The sequence below is a fragment of the Parerythrobacter aurantius genome (genome assembly GCF_045291475.1).
Classification (GTDB): Bacteria; Pseudomonadota; Alphaproteobacteria; order Sphingomonadales; family Sphingomonadaceae; genus Parerythrobacter; species Parerythrobacter aurantius.
This window is the reverse complement of sequence record NZ_CP147985.1, coordinates 76,602-93,234: the sequence shown is the minus strand read 5'-3', so window position 1 is coordinate 93,234 and position 16,633 is coordinate 76,602. Positions and strand designations below refer to the sequence as shown.

Sequence of the window (16,633 nt, the reverse complement as noted above, 5' to 3'; positions counted from 1 at the left end):
AAGGGCAAGCTGGACTTGGCCGGTGCGCGGCGATAGCAATCGCGGCCATGAAGACACCTTTCGTAGCGCTGCTTGCGCTTTCGCTCACCGTTCCCGCTTATGCCAGCCCACCTGTGCCTTCGTGGCAGCTGGAGGACAGCGCGGCGAGCGCACTGGACAACGATACGCATGCCTATCACTTCATTGAAGGCATCACCACCGAGGTCGGCCCGCGCCAGGCCGGGACCGAGGCGGAGGCGCGCGCGCGCGAATGGGCGGCAGCGTGGCTGCGGAAATTCGGCTTTGCCAATGTCGCCATCGAACCGTTCATGATGGACACTTGGGTGCCCGGCGACATCTTTCGCGCTCGCGTGACCGCGCCGTTCGCGCAGGATCTTGAGGTGCTTCCGCTCGGCAATTCGGCGGCGACGCCGGTGGGAGGAATTGAGGCCGAAGCGGTATATTTCCGCAATGTCGATGAACTGCGCGCCGCGCCGGATGAGAGCCTTAAGGGCAAGATTGCCTATATTAGCCATGCAATGACGCGGACTCAGGACGGCAGCCAGTATAGTTTCGCCGGCCCCGCGCGCTGGGTCGGTGCGGGGATCGCGGCGAGCAAGGGGGCGGTAGCAACGGTGATCAAGTCGGTCGGCACCGACAATCACCGCAATCCGCACACGGGCGGAACCAGTTTTCCCGACGGTGTTGCGCCAATCCCTGCGGGCGCGCTGAGCCTGCCCGATGCTGCTAATCTCGAACGCATGTTCGCCCGCGCCAAGGGTCGCCCGATCACGCTGAAGCTGGAAATGAACCCGCGCCGGATTGGCCAGACTGAAAGCGGAAATGTGGTTGCCGAGATTGTCGGGCGCAATCCGTCGCTGCCGCCCGTGTTGCTCGCTTGCCATCTCGACAGCTGGTGGAACGCGCCGGGCGCCTTCGACGATGCGGCAGGTTGCGGCATAATCATCGCCGCAGCGCTCCACGCCAAAAGGTCGGGCCAGCCGCTGCGCACCATCCGTGTGCTGCTGGCCGGGGCCGAAGAGGTGGGGCTGTTTGGCTCGGTCGCCTATTCGAAAGCGCACCTTTCGGAGCCGATCGCGGTTGGACTCGAAAGCGATTTCGGTGCCGATCGCATCTGGCGCTTCGACAGCAATTTCCGGGAAACGAACCCGGCCCTGCACATGCGCATCGCCTCCGCCCTTGCGCGCTTCGGCGTGTCAAGCGGCAGTGATGTTGCGACCGGCGGCGCGGATCTTAACATCGTGCGTGACCAGAAGGGCGCGCTGATCGACCTGCAGCAGGATGGCACGCGCTATTTCGACCTGCACCACACGCCGGACGACACGCTCGACAAGATCGATCTGGCGCAGCTCCGCCAGAATGTCGCAGTATGGACGCAAGTGGTCGGCATCCTCGCCAACGAGCCGAAGGATATCCAGACGGGGCAATAGCCCGTCGCGTTACGAAATGCTGGTCGGGGAGACAGGATTCGAACCTGCGACCCCCTGTACCCAAAACAGGTGCGCTACCAGGCTGCGCCACTCCCCGACCGATTTCGTGCGGTGCCCCTGGTGGGCCCGGCAGGACTCGAACCCGCGACCTAGCCGTTATGAGCGGCCAGCTCTAACCAACTGAGCTACAGGCCCGCCCTTGGGGCAACCCGCGCCAGCGCCGCTAGCGGGGTGCGACGCAAAGGGCAAGCGGCATCGCGCCGACACCGGCTGTCGCTGTCGCCCTAGACGGCAGTATTTTCCATGATCTCGCGCACGGTCGTCGGCCGGACGCCGCGCTGGGCGAGATAGCCGAAGACCTGCCGGAACCATTCATAGAGCCCATCCACGTCCTGCTCGTTGCGGACATAGGGCGTGTATCCCGGGGCCAGCGACGGGCTGTGGAACGACAGGACGATAACGGGCAGGCGGTCGTCGACTGCTATGTCGACCCCGCGAAGAGCTTCCTCGATCGAAACACCCTCCGGCGTCATGGCGATGCGTTCCAGCAAGCCCAGCCGCGCCAGCAGGCCCGGGCCGAGCCGCGTGCGCGCCAGCAGTGGGTACAGCCACGGCGCCTGCCGCCGGAGCAGGCCCCAGAACACGGAAGTGACCGGCAACTCCAGCAGGTGCCGCTCTGCATCCACCCACCAGGGAACCAGCGGATGACGGGAGAAGTCGGGACCGTGCCCGCGAGAATAGTCGAAGCCCGACCGGACCGATGTGTCCACGGCAATGTGGGCCTGCTTCAGCAGTTTGGCCGTGTTGGGCCCGATGCCGTAACGTCCGGCGCGATACACCTGCGGTGCGCATCCGAAATTCTCTATGATAGCATCGCGAAGGCGGAACAGCTTCTCGCGCTCCAGATCGGCCGGAAGGTTGCCGGCAAAGGAATTGCGCGTGTTCGTCTCTTCCTCGAACGGCGGATTCACCCAGGGGTGAAGCTGGATTCCGATTTCGGCCCTGCCGCGGGCACACGCTGCGCCCAATATGTCCTGGGCCATGGCGGACTGTGCGATCGGCCAGTCGACGAGGTACACGGGCGAGACGCCCAGGTTCTCGCAGAACTCCTGCAACCGCCGCAATTGGCGAACGTGGTCGAGCCCGTGGCCCGTCTTGCTGAAGCCGCCACCCCAGTCGAATTCCTCTTCGGTATCGACGGTCAGGAGGACGCGCGGAGCAAAGCCGTCGGCAAATCGGGCGAGCTGGCCGGATTGCGGAGGTGTCTGCATTGCGCTGCTGGTTTCCCCGCGTCCGGTGTCAGGGCAGTCCTGGCTGAACGGCCTCCTGCACGATGTCTTCAGGGCTAGAATCGGCCTGCGCCGCGGTCAAGAGCGGCAGCGTCAGCTCCAGCCGGTCTTCCACCCTTGCCAGCGTCCCGCCGACGGAACGCACCTCTGCGCGGGCCAGGCGCAGCGCAAAACCGCTGCCGAAAGACCCCGGTGAGAGTATCCCGGCACCGCCCGGCTTCTGGATGTCGGCAGCGAACAGATCGTCTCGGTCGAGCATGGCGGCCGGCAGCGACAATCGCAGCGACATGGTCTCCGCGCTGCGGTCCAGCGCGAGGGCGATGTGCTCCCCCGGGGCCGCGACCGAGGAGATCGCGGCAAGGAGCCGCCAGCTCAATGATTCTGCATCGCTCTCGGACAGGGCGACCAGGCAGTCTTCCTCGATCCGCGCCACGAACGCTGCCTCGCGTGGTGCGAGGATCGGCTCGAGCTGACGGACCTGTGCGGCCACAACTGCCGAGAAGTCCGCATCGCCGCTGTCCAGTTCCTTCGCACCGCTTTCGAGTTTTGCCAGCCGGTCCAGCTCCTCGAAACCCGCCAGTATGCGCGCCGCATCGCCCGCGATACCGGCTGCCAGCGCGCGATATTCGTGGGGGACGGGTCCGAAAAGCTGCTGCTGGATCACTTCCGCAAAGCCTTGAATGGCGTTCACCGGCGTGCGGAGCTCGTGAAGCAACTGGCGAATGCGGTCGCTCTCGGCATGATCGTCCGGCGCTTCCTGGCGCGGACGGACGCGGCGGAGGCGGCCGGCGTAGCCGAGGAACCGGCCGGCGAATTCGTCGAACCGGGGGGCCGCGTCGCACAGCCACTGCCCTGCAATGCTGGGCGCCCCTTCAAGGGTTGCAGGCACCGCCACCAGGGGCAGGCGCCGCTGCATCGCGCGCCGCGCATCGCGGCCGACGGATTCCGTCAGCGGTAGGTAGCGAAGCATGGCGGCAACAGCTTCGTCGGCCCAGTCGATCCGTCCTTCGACATCCGTGGTGAAGACGATTCCAGCATCGCTGTCGTCCTCGCCACCTTCTTCCAGTTCGACGAAGGGCAGGGGCGGATGGGTGTCGTTGTCCACCGCAGGCACATCGCGCGTTTCGCTTCGGTTGCGCTGGAATGCCTCGATCCGTTCGACGAGCGCGGCAATTGCGGTCGGTCGCGCCTCTCTGTCGGCGTCGGCGCGTCCAGGAACGCGGGGCAACGGGTCGGCGGCATCATTGGCGGGGAAGGGCATGATCACGCTGTCGGCAAATCCCCGGTCCGGTTCCTGTTCCGGCTCCGTCTCCTCGGTCAGGACAAGCGGTTCCTCCTGTCGGGGCAACGGCAGGGCGAGGTCGCTGACGCCCAACCTGTCGAGCACGCGTATGGCACCTTCCGGCAAGTCGCGCCGCAAGCGGAGGAAACCGCGCGCCCGGACCGGCAGGCGCGGTATCAGCGCGGTCCAGTCGTCTTCCGTCAAATGGGCCGCAGCAAGCGCCGCTGCGGCGACGGCAGGTTCGTCTTCCGCCAGATGCGCGGCAAGCTCGGGATTGCCGAACCGCACGCCCGGTTCGCGGACGATTGCAGCGCGGTCGGCTGCCGGGATCGTCTCGCCCAGCGCGCCCAGACGCAGCCAGGCCGCCGCCAGCAGGCTCTCGTCGCGCCCGTGCCGTCGCTGGCCGAGCAGGTCGAGCAACTGGCGATATTGGGTACGCGCCGCCCGTGCCCCCCCGGCGCGGTGGCGCAGTACTGTCGCAAGGCGGTCGTCGAAATGCATGGTGCGCGTTGCGCGGCTCCGGCTGAATCGGGGATGACCGCAAAATGCGCCATCGCCGGGCGTTCTAACAGTTTCCGAAAGGTTAAGAACCACAGCTGCGTCACGCGTTGCAAAGCGGGACAATTGCTGTCATGAACAATAATATTAGCGAGACAGGCCATTCGTTGCGCGGCATGTTTCGTAACCTTGCGATAAAAGACAAGAGGGGCGGGGCCATGGCCAATCTCGACGACATCGACCGGCGCCTGCTTGCCGAACTCCAGAACGAAGGCCGCATCACCAATGTCGAACTCGCCCAGCGGGTCGGCCTGACGGCGCCGCCATGCCTGCGCCGCGTGCGCGCGCTGGAGGACGAGGGCGTAATCCGCGGCTACCATGCCGAGCTCGAGCCGTCGAAGCTTGGCTTCGCCATTACCGTATTCGCCATGGTGAGCCTCAAGAGCCAGGCCGAAGACGCGCTGCGCGAATTCGAGAACCACATGCGCGACCTGCCCGAAGTGCGCGAGGTGCACATGCTGAACGGCGAAATCGACTTCATCCTCAAGATCGTCAGCCGGGACCTGCAAAGCTTCCAGGAGTTCCTCACCAGCAAGCTGACGCCTGCGCCCAATGTGGCGAGCGTTAAGACTTCGCTGACCATCCGCACTGCGAAGCACGAACCGGGTGTGCCCCTTATCTGAGCGGGAACCATCCACCGGCAGGCGCTTTCGTCGTGGGCAACCCAAGGAAATAGGGCCTACGAGATGAAGATCGCTTTGCTTCCCGGCGTTATCGCCACCTGTCTGATGCTATCTGCCTGCCAGGATGCTCCGGACGATGCCGCAGGGGCTGGCGAGGGTGGAGCCATGACAGGTCACGACATGGCCAGTCACGGGGCCACGAGCGGCGACAGCCCTGCCACTGCCGGCTACAAGCAATCGATGACCGCGATGATGGAGGAGGCACCTCCCTACACTGGCGATGCCGACGTCGATTTCATGCAGCAGATGAAGGTCCACCACGAAGCTGCGATCGCGATGAGCGAGACCGTCCTCGAACACGGCAAGGATGCCGAAACCCGGGCGCTCGCAGAAGCGATCATCCGCGAGCAGCGCCGCGAGATTTCCGAGATCGATGCCTGGCTCGCAAAACGCGGTACTTGAACCAGCGCGGCAATAAGTTGCCGGCGGGGCGTGGCTCCCCGCTCTCCGCAAAGGCTCAGTTGGTTGCCGTTTCTCGCTCCAGCAACCCAAAGAAGCCGAGCACCTTCACGATCTTGCCGCCATCGTTGACTTCGGTAACGTCGAAGCCGTCCATCAGGCGCTGGCCTTGGAAATCGATGGCCCAGTGATAGCGACAGAAATTGTTCTGCACATCGATGCGGCTGGCGCGCGAGTAGACCGCGCCGGGGATCCGAGCCTGCACCTCGTGGACCATCGAGATAAACGCCGCGCGGCCGACGATATTGTGGTTAGGGTCGGCGAAGTGGACGTTGTGTTCGAGCGCTTCGCCCGTGAGCCGCTCGATCTCGGCGACATCTCTTGTGTTCCAGATGGCCAGCATCTTGTCGAGGTTGTCCATAGCCTGTTGCATCGCGGGATCCCTTTTGCTGGCGTCAATAAACCGACCGTTGGTTTGTTTTACAACAGCCTGCCCTTGCGGTAAAGCCGCGCCATGCCGAGCCAGTTAGAGAGGACGGAAACGACGCGCGCAGCGCTGTGCGCGGCGTTCAGGAAATCGTTGCTCGACAAGGGTCTCGATGCGACGACGACGGCCGCGGTCCTGGCCGAAACCGGGTTCAGCAAGGGGGCGATGTACCACCACTTCGCCAGCAAGGCAGAGATCATCGAAGCGGTCTACCGCGCCGAATCGCACGCGGCCGTGTGCAGGGCGACGGAGAGCGTCCGTGGCGAGCTCACTGCGGTCGAGAGCCTGAAACTCGCCTGCCTGGCATGGCTCACGGAACTCGACGCCCACGACGTCGCGCGGATCCTGCTGGATATCGGTCCCACCGCATTGGGCGTCAGGCGGGTGCGGGAAATCGAGGACGAGCTGACCATCGTCCTGTTCCAGACCGCGCTCGAGCAAGCCGTGGCCGCAGGCGAAGTCGAACTTGCGGACACGGCGCTGGCGGCCAAGCTCGTCAACGGCGTGCTGGCGGAAATCGCCGCGCTGACCCGGGCAGAACGCAAGCAGGCAGCGGCCATCGTCGGGCCGATGATCGACACCATCCTGGCGGCACTCAGCCTTCGCGCTTCGCCAGCCAGTCCTCCAGCCATTTGATGCTGTAGTCGCCGTTGAGGACATCGTCCTGCCGCAGCAGTTCTTGGTGCAGGGGAATCGAGGTCTTGACCCCGGCGACGACCATTTCCTCCAGCGCGCGGCGCAGGCGCATGATGCAGCCTTCGCGGGTGCGGCCATAGACGATCAGCTTGGCGATCATGCTGTCGTAATAGGCCGGTATGCGGTAGCCGGCGTAGAGCCCGCTATCGACCCGCACATGCATGCCGCCGGCAGCGTGATAGGCTTTCACCTCGCCCGGCGAAGGGGCGAAGGTCCACGGGTCTTCCGCATTGATGCGGCATTCGATCGCGTGGCCCTTGAACTCGATCTCGTCCTGCGTGACCGACAGCGGTCTGCCCTCGGCAATGCGGATCTGTTCGCGCACCAGGTCGAGCCCGGTGATCGCCTCGGTCACGGGATGTTCGACCTGCAGGCGGGTGTTCATCTCGATGAAGTAGAACTCGCCGTTTTCCCACAGGAACTCGATCGTGCCGGCGCCGCGATAGCCCATCTTGCGCATGGCATCGGCGCAGATTTCGCCCATGCGGTCGCGTTCCTCGGACGAGAGGATGGGCGAGGGCGCTTCCTCCAGCACCTTCTGGTGGCGGCGCTGGAGCGAGCAGTCGCGTTCGCCCAGGTGGATTGCATTGCCCTTGCCGTCGCCAAATACCTGGAACTCGATGTGGCGGGGATTGCCGAGGTACTTCTCGATATAGACGGTGGCATCGCCGAAGGCCGCCTTGGCCTCGCTCCCAGCCTGCTGCATCAGCGTCTCGAGCTGGTCTTCGCTCTCGCACACCTTCATGCCGCGCCCGCCGCCGCCCGAGGCGGCCTTGATAATCACCGGATAGCCGATCTCGGCGGCAATGCGCCGGCCTTCCTCGGGGTCGGAAACCGCACCGTCGCTGCCGGGCACGAGCGGCAGGCCCAGCGCACCGGCGGTCTTCTTGGCCATGACCTTGTCGCCCATGGTCACGATATGCTCGGGCTTGGGACCGATCCAGGCTATGTCGTGCGCCTCGACGATTTCGGCGAACTTGGCGTTTTCGGACAGGAAACCATAGCCCGGATGAATCGCGTCGGCGTGGCTAACTTCGGCGGCGGAGATGATCGCAGCGACGTTGAGATAGCTATCGGTCGCACTGGGCGGCCCGATGCACACGGCGTGGTCGGCCAGCCGGACGTGCATGGCATCGGCATCGGCGGTGGAATGCACCGCGACCGTTTCGATGCCCATCTCGTGCGCGGCGCGATGGATGCGCAGCGCGATCTCGCCGCGGTTGGCGATCAGGATACGTTTGATGGCCATGGCTGGGGCTAGCCGATAACGACCAGCGGCTGGTCGAACTCGACCGGCTGCGCGTTTTCGACTAGGATCGCCTTGATCGTTCCGGCCTTGTCGGCGGTAATCGGGTTCATCACCTTCATCGCCTCGATGATCAGCAGCGTGTCGCCTTCCTTGACCGTGCTGCCGACGTTGACGAAGTTCGCCGCACCGGGTTCGGCGGCGAGGTAGCAGGTGCCGACCATCGGCGACTTAAGCGCATCGGCATGGGCCGGTGCCGCCGGTTCCGCCGGAGCAGGCGCAGCAGCGGCGGGCGCAGGGGCGGCGGGTGCGGCCATCATCGGGGCCGGCGCAGCCATGGCGACACCGCCGCGCGCAACGCGGACCTTGCGGTCGCCGTCTTCCACTTCGATTTCGGTAAGGCCGGTTTCGGCCAGCAGTTCGGCGAGTTCGCGAACCAGCTCCGTATCCACATTCATCCCGCCGTTACGCGGGGACGTGCTCTTGCTGTCAGGCATAATGTCCCTGTTGGTTTCCCGAAGACGACCGCCTATGCGCGGGGCGGGGCGGCAAGGCAAGGCATCAATTGGGGCAGTTTTGTGACTGTCACCGGCGAGTTTACAACTCCGCCGCCTGCTCCAGCGCGACGATGTAGGACTGCGCGCCGAGCCCCTGGACCGTAGCGGCAGCGGCCATGCCGACATAGGACAGGTGGCGAAACGGCTCGCGTTCGTGCGGATCGGAGAGGTGTACTTCGATCACTGGCAACTCGATCGCCTTGATCGCGTCTAGCAGCGCGATCGAAGTGTGGGTATAGGCGCCGGCGTTGAGCAGCACAGCCTTCGCGCCTGACGCCCTTGCCTCGTGCAACCAGTCGACCAGCACACCTTCGTGGTTGGTCTGGCGGAAGTCGATGGCGAGCCCGAGAGCGGCGGCGCGGATCTCGCACATCAATTCAATGTCGGCCAGCGACTGGTGCCCGTAGATTGCCGGCTCGCGCGTGCCGAGCAGGTTGAGATTGGGGCCGTTCAGGATGAAAACCATGTCCATTCCCGCGCCTTACCCTCTCGGGCAAGGCGCGGGAAGGGTCGTTAGTAGTGCGAAAGTTCACACAAAGTTCACACCAAAATCCTACTTGTCCGTGCCCCTCGCCTTGCCCCATTGGCGGGCAGCGGTGTAGCCCAGATAGCCGGTGCCGAAGAGGGCATAAAGCGGTTCGGGCAGGCCGTTGAGATAGGCGTTGATGCCGTCCGCGATGGCGATTGCCGAGTGCGGAGAGAAAGCCGCGACCACGCCCATTGGCAAGGCGAACAGCAGCATGGCATACATCACATAGAGAAAGCTCGGCCGGGCGCGGCTGGTCCATGGGTCGGGCGACTGCGCCTCGGCGACGATGGCGGAAAGCTGCGCTTCGATCGCCTTCAGTTCCTGCGTGCCTTCCAGCGTTAACAGTTCGAGTTTCGCCTTGGCGCGGGCTTCCTTGTCGGGAATGATCTTGTCGATGATCGAGGCGATGGGGCCGCTGAGGGATTCTATGATGGCCATGGGTCGGAGTCCTTTAAGGTTACAAGGGTCGAGTGAAATAACCAAAAAGGTTCATGTAGGAAAACGATTGTCCCGGCGTCGCACGCTCGGCTATCGCGCAGCCATACACCTGTTCAGGAGAATGCAATGGCCGGTATCTGGTTCGACGACATGGAGGTGGGGCAGGTGATCCGGCATCCCATTCGCCGCACAATCACGGAAAGCGACAATGTCTTCTTCACCTGCATGACCCATAACCCGGCGCAGCTGCACCTCGACGAGGAGTACATGAAGGGCACCGACTACGGTACGCGCATCGTCAATTCATGCCTCACCCTGTCGCTGATGGTCGGGATTTCGGTGAATGATACGACGCTCGGGACGGCGGTCGCCAACCTCGGCTGGGACGAAGTCCGCTTTCCCAAGCCGCTCTTCCACGGCGATACCATCCGGATCGAGACCGAGATCGTGGATTTGCGGGAGAGCAAGTCGCGGCCCAATGCCGGGATCGTGACCTTCGAACACCGCGCCTATAACCAGCACGGCGACTTGGTGGGGAGCTGCAAACGGTCCGGCCTGCAACTCAGGAAACCGGCTTAGACGCCGACTGTCAGCGACCGTCGGCGCGAGCCAAAGCGTAACGCCGGACCTGTCGTGCCGCGATCAGCGGGATGATAACCGAAAGCGCGATGCCTCCGAGCGTGCTGAGACCCACGAGTATCGCGACCGTGTTACCGCCGGACTGGTAGATGCCGTAGATCACTGGCCCTGCGAGAATGAGCCCGCGGATTTCGTTCACCGCCAGAAAGACGGCACCTGCCTTGAGCAGGTAGTCGATCACCAGGGCGAGCGTCAGGTTCATAGCCCGTCAATGCACCGGCAAGCGTTTCTTTTCCGTTAGCGCGGGCGATTTGGCCCCCTCTGCGACGGTCTGCTCCACAGTTGCGGCGAAAAATGTCGTTTTGAACCAAGATCGCCCGGAGCGCACGTGCGATAGGGCAAGCAAGGGTCGCGCCTCACTCTCCTGGAGATTGTGCGCGCGTGGAGCGAACCGGAACCGAATACCATTTCGTCGTCCGTGCCGATGAACTCGGCGCGCTCAACCATTTGCCTGACGACTGCCCTCAGCCGCGTGCCAGCGAATGGATCAATCGCGGTACCGACCGGCCGCTTCGACCGTCGAGCATCGACCTGCTGCTGCGGACGATGCATAACGAGATCGCATCGGAAAGCATCGTCAAGCTGCAGCGCGAGGCCGGGCTGCGGCTGCAATTCGCCAACGAGGCCGAACGCCGCTTGTTCGCGGCGCAGATGGCGCAGGCCCATGCCGATCTCGCCAGCATGCAGAAAACCCATTGCGCCGCCACGTTCGACAGCCTGCGGCAGGCGCGCGATGCGGTTGCCGTGCTCGTCACCCGGCAGATCCCGGGTGAAGCGATTTCCATGCTGTGGCGCGCCAATCTGTTTCTCGACCCGGACATCAATTGGCACGAGGGCCATAGTGCCGCGAGCGTTGCCGGGGCGACGCTCGCGGGCGGGATTGCCGGCACGGCCTTCGCGCTCGCTCTCCTGCTTGTTCCGGGCATCGGTCCGGTGGCGGCCGCCGGTGCACTTGCGAGCTCGGCGCTCGGCGCGGTGGCAAGCTTCGGCGGGATCGCGGGGGCGACTGGCGGGGCCATAGCGCGCATGCTCACTGACCAGGACGTGGATGGCGTCGCCGCCAACTTCTACGAGAAGCAGGTCGAGCGCGGCAAGGTCGTGGTGTGGGTCAACATTGCCGCATCCAACCAGGCGGAGAGCACGATCCGGTCCGTGTTGCGGCAGCACGGCGGCAAGCTTTACCTGAGGTCCTGACGGCTACCGGGCCTAAGGCGGGCTGCCCGCCCGCAGGCCTACGCCTGCCCGGCCTGCCGCAGAAGGTTGCGGGCACGATCAAGGTGCGGGCGGTCCAGCATCTTCCCTTCGAACCCGATGGTACCCGCGCCCGGGTTGGCGGCAAAGAGATCGACCACCGCCTGCGCCTCGGCCAGTTCTTCGGCAGATGCCGTAAAGACGCGGTTGATGACCTCGACCTGTGCCGGGTGGATCGCCAGCATCCCGCGGTATCCCTGGCGCTTCACATCGCGCGCGCGGGCTTCGAGGCCGTCGAGATCGCGGAAGTCGGCATGAATGGTTTCGACCGGCTGCACGCCCGCGTGGCACGCGCCGAGCAGGCAGAGCGTGCGGGCCAATTCGTAGGGCGGGTCGTAGCGGCCGTCGGGCGCGCGGTTGTCGCTGGCGCCAAGCGCGTCGGAGAGGTCTTCCGCGCCCCATGTCAGGCCGCAGACGCGAGGCAGGCCGGCATAGTCGCCGCAATGGAACATCGCGCCCGCAGTTTCGGTCGCCAGCACCAGCACGCGCGTGCTGCCGAGCGCGATAGCGTTGGCCGCCTCCAGTGCGGTGAGGAAGTGATCGAGCGTTTCTACATCTTCGCGCCCGCGCGACTTGGGCAGCAACAGCCCGCCGGGGCGGGCTGGCATGACGGCGGCCAGATCGTGCACCGCCATGCCGCTGTCCAGCGGATTGATCCTCACCCACAGCCGCGTGCGGGCCGGCTCGCCCTCGCTGGCGATCCGGTCATGCACCAATTGCCGGGCGAGCGGCTTGTTCTCCGCCGCGACCGCATCCTCGAGGTCAAAGATGGCGATATCGGCTTCGCTCGCGGCGGCCTTGTCCATTTTCTTTTCGCTGTCGCCGGGGGCGAACAGCCAGCTGCGGGCCCCAAAGGGCATGGGCGTTGGCTCTGTCATGCGCGCAGCGTTAGCGCCGTTCCGTTCCCCAGCCTAGGGCTTTGCAGCCAGCAGGCGGAAACCCCAGGCCGGCAGCTCGATCGTGTCGCCGGCAGAGAGCGTGACGGGCGCCTCTTCCCGGAAACTCCGGTAGGTGCCGGCCGCGATGCCGTCCGACAAGGTGGCGACCACCGGGCGATCGCTCATGTTGAAGAGGCCGATGACCTTGTTCGTCCCGGTCTCGCGGACCCACCCGAAAAGCTGCTGCGGAGCGCTGTTCTCGATCTTCTGCATCCGTCCGCCCCACTTGCCGTTATGCAGGGCAGGGTTGGCGGTGCGAAAGGCGATAAGGTCACGCAGGAACGCGCCATAGGTGCAGCCTTCGCCCTGACTCCAGTCGATCGGATCGCGCTCGAAGAACTCCAGCCGCTTGCTGTTGCAGGCTTCCATCCCGTTGTGGACCAGCGGCAGCCCCTCGCCGGTGAAGCTGAGCGCGGTCATCGCTTCCAGCGCGGCACCGTAATTTTCTGCCATGGTGCCTTCCCACGCATTGCTGTCGTGGTTCTCGATATAGGTCAGCCGCATGGACTCGCGTGGCCACAGGCTCTCGTTCTCGGCATAATAGCCGTAGAAGCTTGTTGCATTGCCGCGCCCTTGTGCGACGTTCTTGGTGGTGTTGTGCCAATCCCAGGCATAGGTCGCGTCGAACGCCGCGCGGTGCCAGGCCGTCTGCTGCACTTCGCCAAGCATGAAGACGGGCCGGATCGCCTCGAGCCGCGAACGCATCGCTTCCCAGAAGTCTACCGGTACGTAACCGGCGACGTCGGCCCGGAAACCGTCAATGCCATAGTCGCGCACCCACATTTCCATGGCCCCGCCGACATGTTCGCGCACGCCCGGCTTTGTCCAGTCGAGATCGATGATGTCCGACCAGTCCCACCACGGCGTCGGGCGGAAGTTGCCGTCCCAGGTCTTCTCGTACCAATCGGGACGCTCGCTCGCGAGAGGATGATCCCACGCGGTGTGATTGGCTACGAGGTCGAGGATCACCTTGAAGCCCTGCGCGTGGGCGGCTGAGACGAAAGCGCGGAAATCCGCCTCGGTCCCGAATTCGGGATTCACGGCGTAATAGTCCTTGACCGAATAGGGGCTGCCGAGCGTGCCCTTGCGGTTTTTCTCGCCGATCGGGTGGATCGGCATCAGCCACAGGATATCGACGCCCAGCGCCTTCAGTCGCGGAAGCTGTTCCTGCGCGGCCCTGAAAGTCCCTTCCGGCGTAAAGTGCCGCGTGTTGATCTGGTAGAGCACCGCGTCGCGCGACCAGTCGGCATTGTTCAACTGGACGAACGGACGGGGTTCCAACGACCCGGTGCCGGCCGGCCCGGCCGAGCCTTGCGAGGCAATGAGGAGGGCGGTGGCGGAAAGCGCCAGGGCGAGTCTACGCATGGCCATTCTCCAGCCGTGCAGCTGGCAGGGCCGCCTGTACCCGCAGCATTGCCGCAGCCGCCACCAGCCAGCTCGCCGCCGCGAACAGCATGGTCCAGATCGGCTCGCCAGGGAAGAAAGCGTTCATGATGCTGCCCATCACCGTCGCCACCAGCAATTGCGGCACGACGATGAAGATGTTGAACAGCCCCATGTAGATGCCGAGCTTGGCCTGCGGCAGGTTGGAAGCGAGGATGGCGTAGGGCATGGCGAGGATGCTGGCCCAGGCGATGCCGATGCCGACCTCGGCCAGCAGCAGCGTGTTCGCATCGCGGACGAGAAAGAACATCAGGAAACCGATCGCGCCCAGCGTCAGGCAGATCGAATGGGTTTTTACTTGCCCGAAGGTTTTGCTGAGCCAGGGCAACAGGGCGAGGGCGGCCACGGCGGCGACCCCGTTGTAAACGGTGAAAAGCACGTTCACCCAGTTGGCGCCTTCATTGTAGGCGGCGCTCGCGGTGTCGCTCGACCCGAAGACATATTGCGTCACGACCGGGGTGGTGTTGATCCACATGATGAACAGCGCGGACCAGCTGAAGAACTGCACAAGCGCCAGCCGCTTCATCACCTCGGGCATGCCGGAGAAATCGCCGACGATGCTGGAGAGCATGTTGGCCGCGCGGCCCTGCTTGGCCATGGAAATGGCAATGGCGCTGAGGAAGCCGTAGGTAACGAGCAGCCCGCCGAGCAGCAGGACTTCCTTTTCGAGGCCCAGCGCGTCGACCGCAAGGATCACCGCTACGCCGAGGGCCGTCCATCCTGCGCTGGTCACATAGGTTTTGGCCGCCAGTGCGCGCAGCGGGCTTTCGGTGTCGTGGACCTCGCCGCCGCCGAAGCGCGCCATTTCCTCCGGGCTGTATTCGCGCGTCATCAGGATCGTCCACAGCACCGCGCCGAAGAGGGCGAAGCCGCCGGCCCAGAAGCTCCATTTCACCGTATCGGGCAGCGCGCCTGCGGCGGCCACATTGCTGACGCCCATGGCTTCGAGCAGGTAGGGAAAGATCGATCCGACCACGGCGCCCGCTCCGATGAAGGCGGTCTGGACTGCGTAACCGGCGCTGTGCTGGTCGGTGTCGAGCATGTCACCCACGAAAGCGCGGAACGGCTCCATCGAAATGTTGAGCGAGGCGTCGAGCACCCACAGCATGGCAGCGGCGAAGAACAGCGGCGCGGCGACGGTCGGGGCCAGCGGCATGGCGAACAGCGCCAGGGCCGAGAAGATTGCACCAGTCAGGAAGTAAGGTCGCCTGCGCCCCAGCCGGTTCCAGGTCTTGTCCGACAAATGGCCGATGATGGGCTGGACGATCAGGCCGGTAAGCGGTGCCGCCACCCACAACGCCGGGAGGTCGTCCATGCTCGCGCCGAGCGTCTGGAACACCCGGCTCATGTTGGAATTCTGCAGCGCGAAGCCGATCTGGATGCCGAAGAAGCCGAAGCTGATATTCCACAGGCCCCAGAAGCTCTGGCGCGGTTTGGCTGTGATGGTGGCCATTTTCTCTCCCCGAAGTGCGCGCCTCTGACGGGCAGCCGCACCTGCAATGCGGCATGGCTGGCATGCCATGCGCCGCCCCGCAAGCCGCATACGAATGTTGTGCGGGTGCTAGCCCGGAAGCTGCTCGGTGGTAGAGGCGCGGGTGACGAGCGTTGCCGGCAGGGTGCGCGAGGCTGGCTCGCCGCCATCGATCTGGGCGCAGAGCGCGTCGAGAAGCGCTTCGCCCGCTCCGCGCAAATCCTGCATCACCGTGGTCAGCGGCGGCACTGTCAGCGCTGCCGAAGGGATATTGTCGAAGCCGACGACCGCCACGTCGCCCGGCACGCTCCGGCCTGCCTCGGCCAAGGCGCGCATGGCACCGATGGCGATGAGGTCGCTGGCGGCGAAGGCGGCATCGAACGCGGCACCGCGCGCCAGCAGCTGCCGCACCGCGGCGTAGCCTTCTTCCTCCCCGCTCAGAGCATCGACCTGTAGCGACGGTTCGGGCGGGATACCGGCACCCTCCAGCGCCCCGCAAAGGCCGGCGTAGCGACCGGCGAATTCGGGGTAATTCTCGCTCGCATGGCCGAGGAAGGCAATCCGCCTGCGGCCGAGCGCCAGCAGGTGTTCGCCTGCCATCCTGCCGGCGCCGACATTGTCGGATCCGATGGTGGCCCCGATGTTGTCGTCGCGCACGCTGCCCCAGCGAACGAAATGGGTGCCCTGCCGGGCCAGGTCTTCGAGCCGCTGTTCGTACAGTGTGTAGTCGCCATAGCCGAGCAGGATCAGCCCGTCGGCCCGGTGGCTGTCCTGGTAGCGCGTGTGCCAGTCGTCCTCCATCCGCTGGAACGAGATCAACAGGTCGAGCCCGCGCGCACCGGCCGCCCTGGTGATCGAACCCAGCATCGCGAGGAAAAACGGGTTGATCATGCTGTCGTCGGGCGTCGGGTCCTCGAAGAACAGCAGGGCAATGGTGTTCGACCGCTGCGTCCGCAGCGAGGAGGCGTTCTTGTCGACCGTGTAGTTGAGTTCGCGCGCGATCTTCTCGATCTTCTCGCGCGTTGCGGCGCTGACCGACCGGTCGCCGCGCAGGGCACGGCTGACGGTCGGCTGTGACACCCCGGCAAGATAGGCGATATCGAAGCTGGTCGGCTTCCCTGTGGCTGTGCGCCCCATGCAGTCTCTCCGTGCACGAGACTAGGCGCGCCGCAGGCCGTTGTAACTAGGACAATAGGCCGTAATTGCCGCTCCCGAACTGTTTCGGCGGGATGTTGCACTTCTGCGACACCGGTTCTGCGACCGGCCATGCTGCGCTGCACAAACATACGTATACCGT

At 64.8% G+C, this 16,633-nt stretch carries 18 protein-coding genes and 2 tRNA genes; 6 read left to right on the top strand and 14 right to left on the bottom strand.

Annotated features, from left to right (window positions below):
• Positions 1–47 precede the first annotated feature (47 nt).
• Positions 48–1,430, top strand: a complete 1,383-nt coding sequence (locus WAB17_RS00500; RefSeq protein WP_435418088.1) for a M28 family peptidase — start codon at positions 48–50, stop codon at positions 1,428–1,430.
• A 20-nt stretch (positions 1,431–1,450) separates the two neighbouring features.
• Here WAB17_RS00500 and WAB17_RS00495 read toward each other — a convergent pair.
• From WAB17_RS00495 to WAB17_RS00480, 4 genes are all read right to left on the bottom strand, one after another.
• Positions 1,451–1,527: transfer RNA gene (locus tag WAB17_RS00495), tRNA-Pro, on the bottom strand.
• Between the two features lie 21 nt (positions 1,528–1,548).
• A tRNA-Ile gene (locus WAB17_RS00490) sits at positions 1,549–1,625 on the bottom strand.
• 89 nt (positions 1,626–1,714) lie between these two features.
• Complete coding sequence (locus WAB17_RS00485) at positions 1,715–2,701, bottom strand: polysaccharide deacetylase family protein (RefSeq protein ID WP_435418087.1); 987 nt, start codon at positions 2,699–2,701, stop codon at positions 1,715–1,717.
• 28 nt (positions 2,702–2,729) lie between these two features.
• Complete coding sequence (locus tag WAB17_RS00480) at positions 2,730–4,502, bottom strand: sensor histidine kinase (protein WP_435418086.1); 1,773 nt, start codon at positions 4,500–4,502, stop codon at positions 2,730–2,732.
• A gap of 215 nt (positions 4,503–4,717) precedes the next feature.
• On the opposite strand from WAB17_RS00480, the gene WAB17_RS00475 reads away from it, so the two are divergent.
• Together WAB17_RS00475 and WAB17_RS00470 are read left to right on the top strand one after the other, a co-directional pair.
• A complete protein-coding gene (locus WAB17_RS00475; RefSeq protein ID WP_435418085.1) occupies positions 4,718–5,182 on the top strand; it encodes an Lrp/AsnC family transcriptional regulator in 465 nt (154 codons plus the stop codon).
• 63 nt (positions 5,183–5,245) lie between these two features.
• Entirely contained in the window at positions 5,246–5,644 is a 399-nt protein-coding gene (locus WAB17_RS00470; protein WP_435418084.1) for a DUF305 domain-containing protein, read from the top strand.
• A 55-nt stretch (positions 5,645–5,699) separates the two neighbouring features.
• On the opposite strand, the gene WAB17_RS00465 is transcribed toward WAB17_RS00470, so the two are convergent.
• Positions 5,700–6,074 (bottom strand): hypothetical protein, encoded by a 375-nt coding sequence (locus tag WAB17_RS00465; protein ID WP_435418083.1) that lies wholly within the window; start codon positions 6,072–6,074, stop codon positions 5,700–5,702.
• An 81-nt stretch (positions 6,075–6,155) separates the two neighbouring features.
• Here WAB17_RS00465 and WAB17_RS00460 point away from each other — a divergent pair, with 81 nt between their 5' ends.
• A complete protein-coding gene (locus tag WAB17_RS00460) occupies positions 6,156–6,764 on the top strand; it encodes a TetR/AcrR family transcriptional regulator (protein WP_435418082.1) in 609 nt (202 codons plus the stop codon).
• Here the strand turns inward: WAB17_RS00460 and accC are convergent.
• From accC to WAB17_RS00440, 4 genes are all read right to left on the bottom strand, one after another.
• Positions 6,724–8,073 carry an acetyl-CoA carboxylase biotin carboxylase subunit gene (gene accC / locus WAB17_RS00455; protein WP_435418081.1) on the bottom strand — a complete coding sequence of 450 codons (1,350 nt, stop codon included), beginning with the start codon at positions 8,071–8,073 and terminating at the stop codon, positions 6,724–6,726. The two genes, WAB17_RS00460 and accC, sit on opposite strands and share 41 nt — an antisense overlap.
• Positions 8,074–8,081: 8 nt before the next feature.
• Positions 8,082–8,567 carry an acetyl-CoA carboxylase biotin carboxyl carrier protein gene (accB, locus tag WAB17_RS00450; protein ID WP_435418080.1) on the bottom strand — a complete coding sequence of 162 codons (486 nt, stop codon included), beginning with the start codon at positions 8,565–8,567 and terminating at the stop codon, positions 8,082–8,084.
• Between the two features lie 100 nt (positions 8,568–8,667).
• Positions 8,668–9,099: a type II 3-dehydroquinate dehydratase gene (locus WAB17_RS00445; RefSeq protein ID WP_435418079.1), complete on the bottom strand. Its 432-nt coding sequence runs from the start codon at positions 9,097–9,099 to the stop codon at positions 8,668–8,670.
• An 81-nt stretch (positions 9,100–9,180) separates the two neighbouring features.
• The gene (locus tag WAB17_RS00440) at positions 9,181–9,594 is read right to left on the bottom strand and encodes a holin family protein (RefSeq protein WP_435418078.1); all 414 of its coding nucleotides are present in this window, start codon (positions 9,592–9,594) and stop codon (positions 9,181–9,183) included.
• A gap of 126 nt (positions 9,595–9,720) precedes the next feature.
• On the opposite strand from WAB17_RS00440, the gene WAB17_RS00435 reads away from it, so the two are divergent.
• Positions 9,721–10,173: a MaoC family dehydratase gene (locus WAB17_RS00435; protein WP_435418077.1), complete on the top strand. Its 453-nt coding sequence runs from the start codon at positions 9,721–9,723 to the stop codon at positions 10,171–10,173.
• A 10-nt stretch (positions 10,174–10,183) separates the two neighbouring features.
• Here the strand turns inward: WAB17_RS00435 and WAB17_RS00430 are convergent, their stop codons facing one another.
• The gene (locus tag WAB17_RS00430; protein ID WP_435418076.1) at positions 10,184–10,435 is read right to left on the bottom strand and encodes a hypothetical protein; all 252 of its coding nucleotides are present in this window, start codon (positions 10,433–10,435) and stop codon (positions 10,184–10,186) included.
• Between the two features lie 179 nt (positions 10,436–10,614).
• Between WAB17_RS00430 and WAB17_RS00425 the strand changes: the two genes are divergently transcribed.
• Positions 10,615–11,427, top strand: coding sequence for a hypothetical protein (locus tag WAB17_RS00425; RefSeq protein WP_435418075.1), 813 nt, complete (start codon positions 10,615–10,617; stop codon positions 11,425–11,427).
• Positions 11,428–11,465: 38 nt separating this feature from the next.
• Here the strand turns inward: WAB17_RS00425 and WAB17_RS00420 are convergent, their stop codons facing one another.
• From WAB17_RS00420 to WAB17_RS00405, 4 genes are all read right to left on the bottom strand, one after another.
• Positions 11,466–12,344 carry an HpcH/HpaI aldolase/citrate lyase family protein gene (locus WAB17_RS00420; protein ID WP_435418074.1) on the bottom strand — a complete coding sequence of 293 codons (879 nt, stop codon included), beginning with the start codon at positions 12,342–12,344 and terminating at the stop codon, positions 11,466–11,468.
• Positions 12,345–12,395: 51 nt separating this feature from the next.
• Positions 12,396–13,787 (bottom strand): alpha-amylase family glycosyl hydrolase, encoded by a 1,392-nt coding sequence (locus WAB17_RS00415; protein WP_435418073.1) that lies wholly within the window; start codon positions 13,785–13,787, stop codon positions 12,396–12,398.
• Positions 13,780–15,318 (bottom strand): MFS transporter, encoded by a 1,539-nt coding sequence (locus WAB17_RS00410; RefSeq protein ID WP_435418072.1) that lies wholly within the window; start codon positions 15,316–15,318, stop codon positions 13,780–13,782. The genes WAB17_RS00415 and WAB17_RS00410 overlap by 8 nt, the downstream gene beginning before the upstream one ends.
• A gap of 108 nt (positions 15,319–15,426) precedes the next feature.
• Positions 15,427–16,473 carry a LacI family DNA-binding transcriptional regulator gene (locus WAB17_RS00405; protein ID WP_435418071.1) on the bottom strand — a complete coding sequence of 349 codons (1,047 nt, stop codon included), beginning with the start codon at positions 16,471–16,473 and terminating at the stop codon, positions 15,427–15,429.
• Positions 16,474–16,633: the final 160 nt, after the last annotated feature.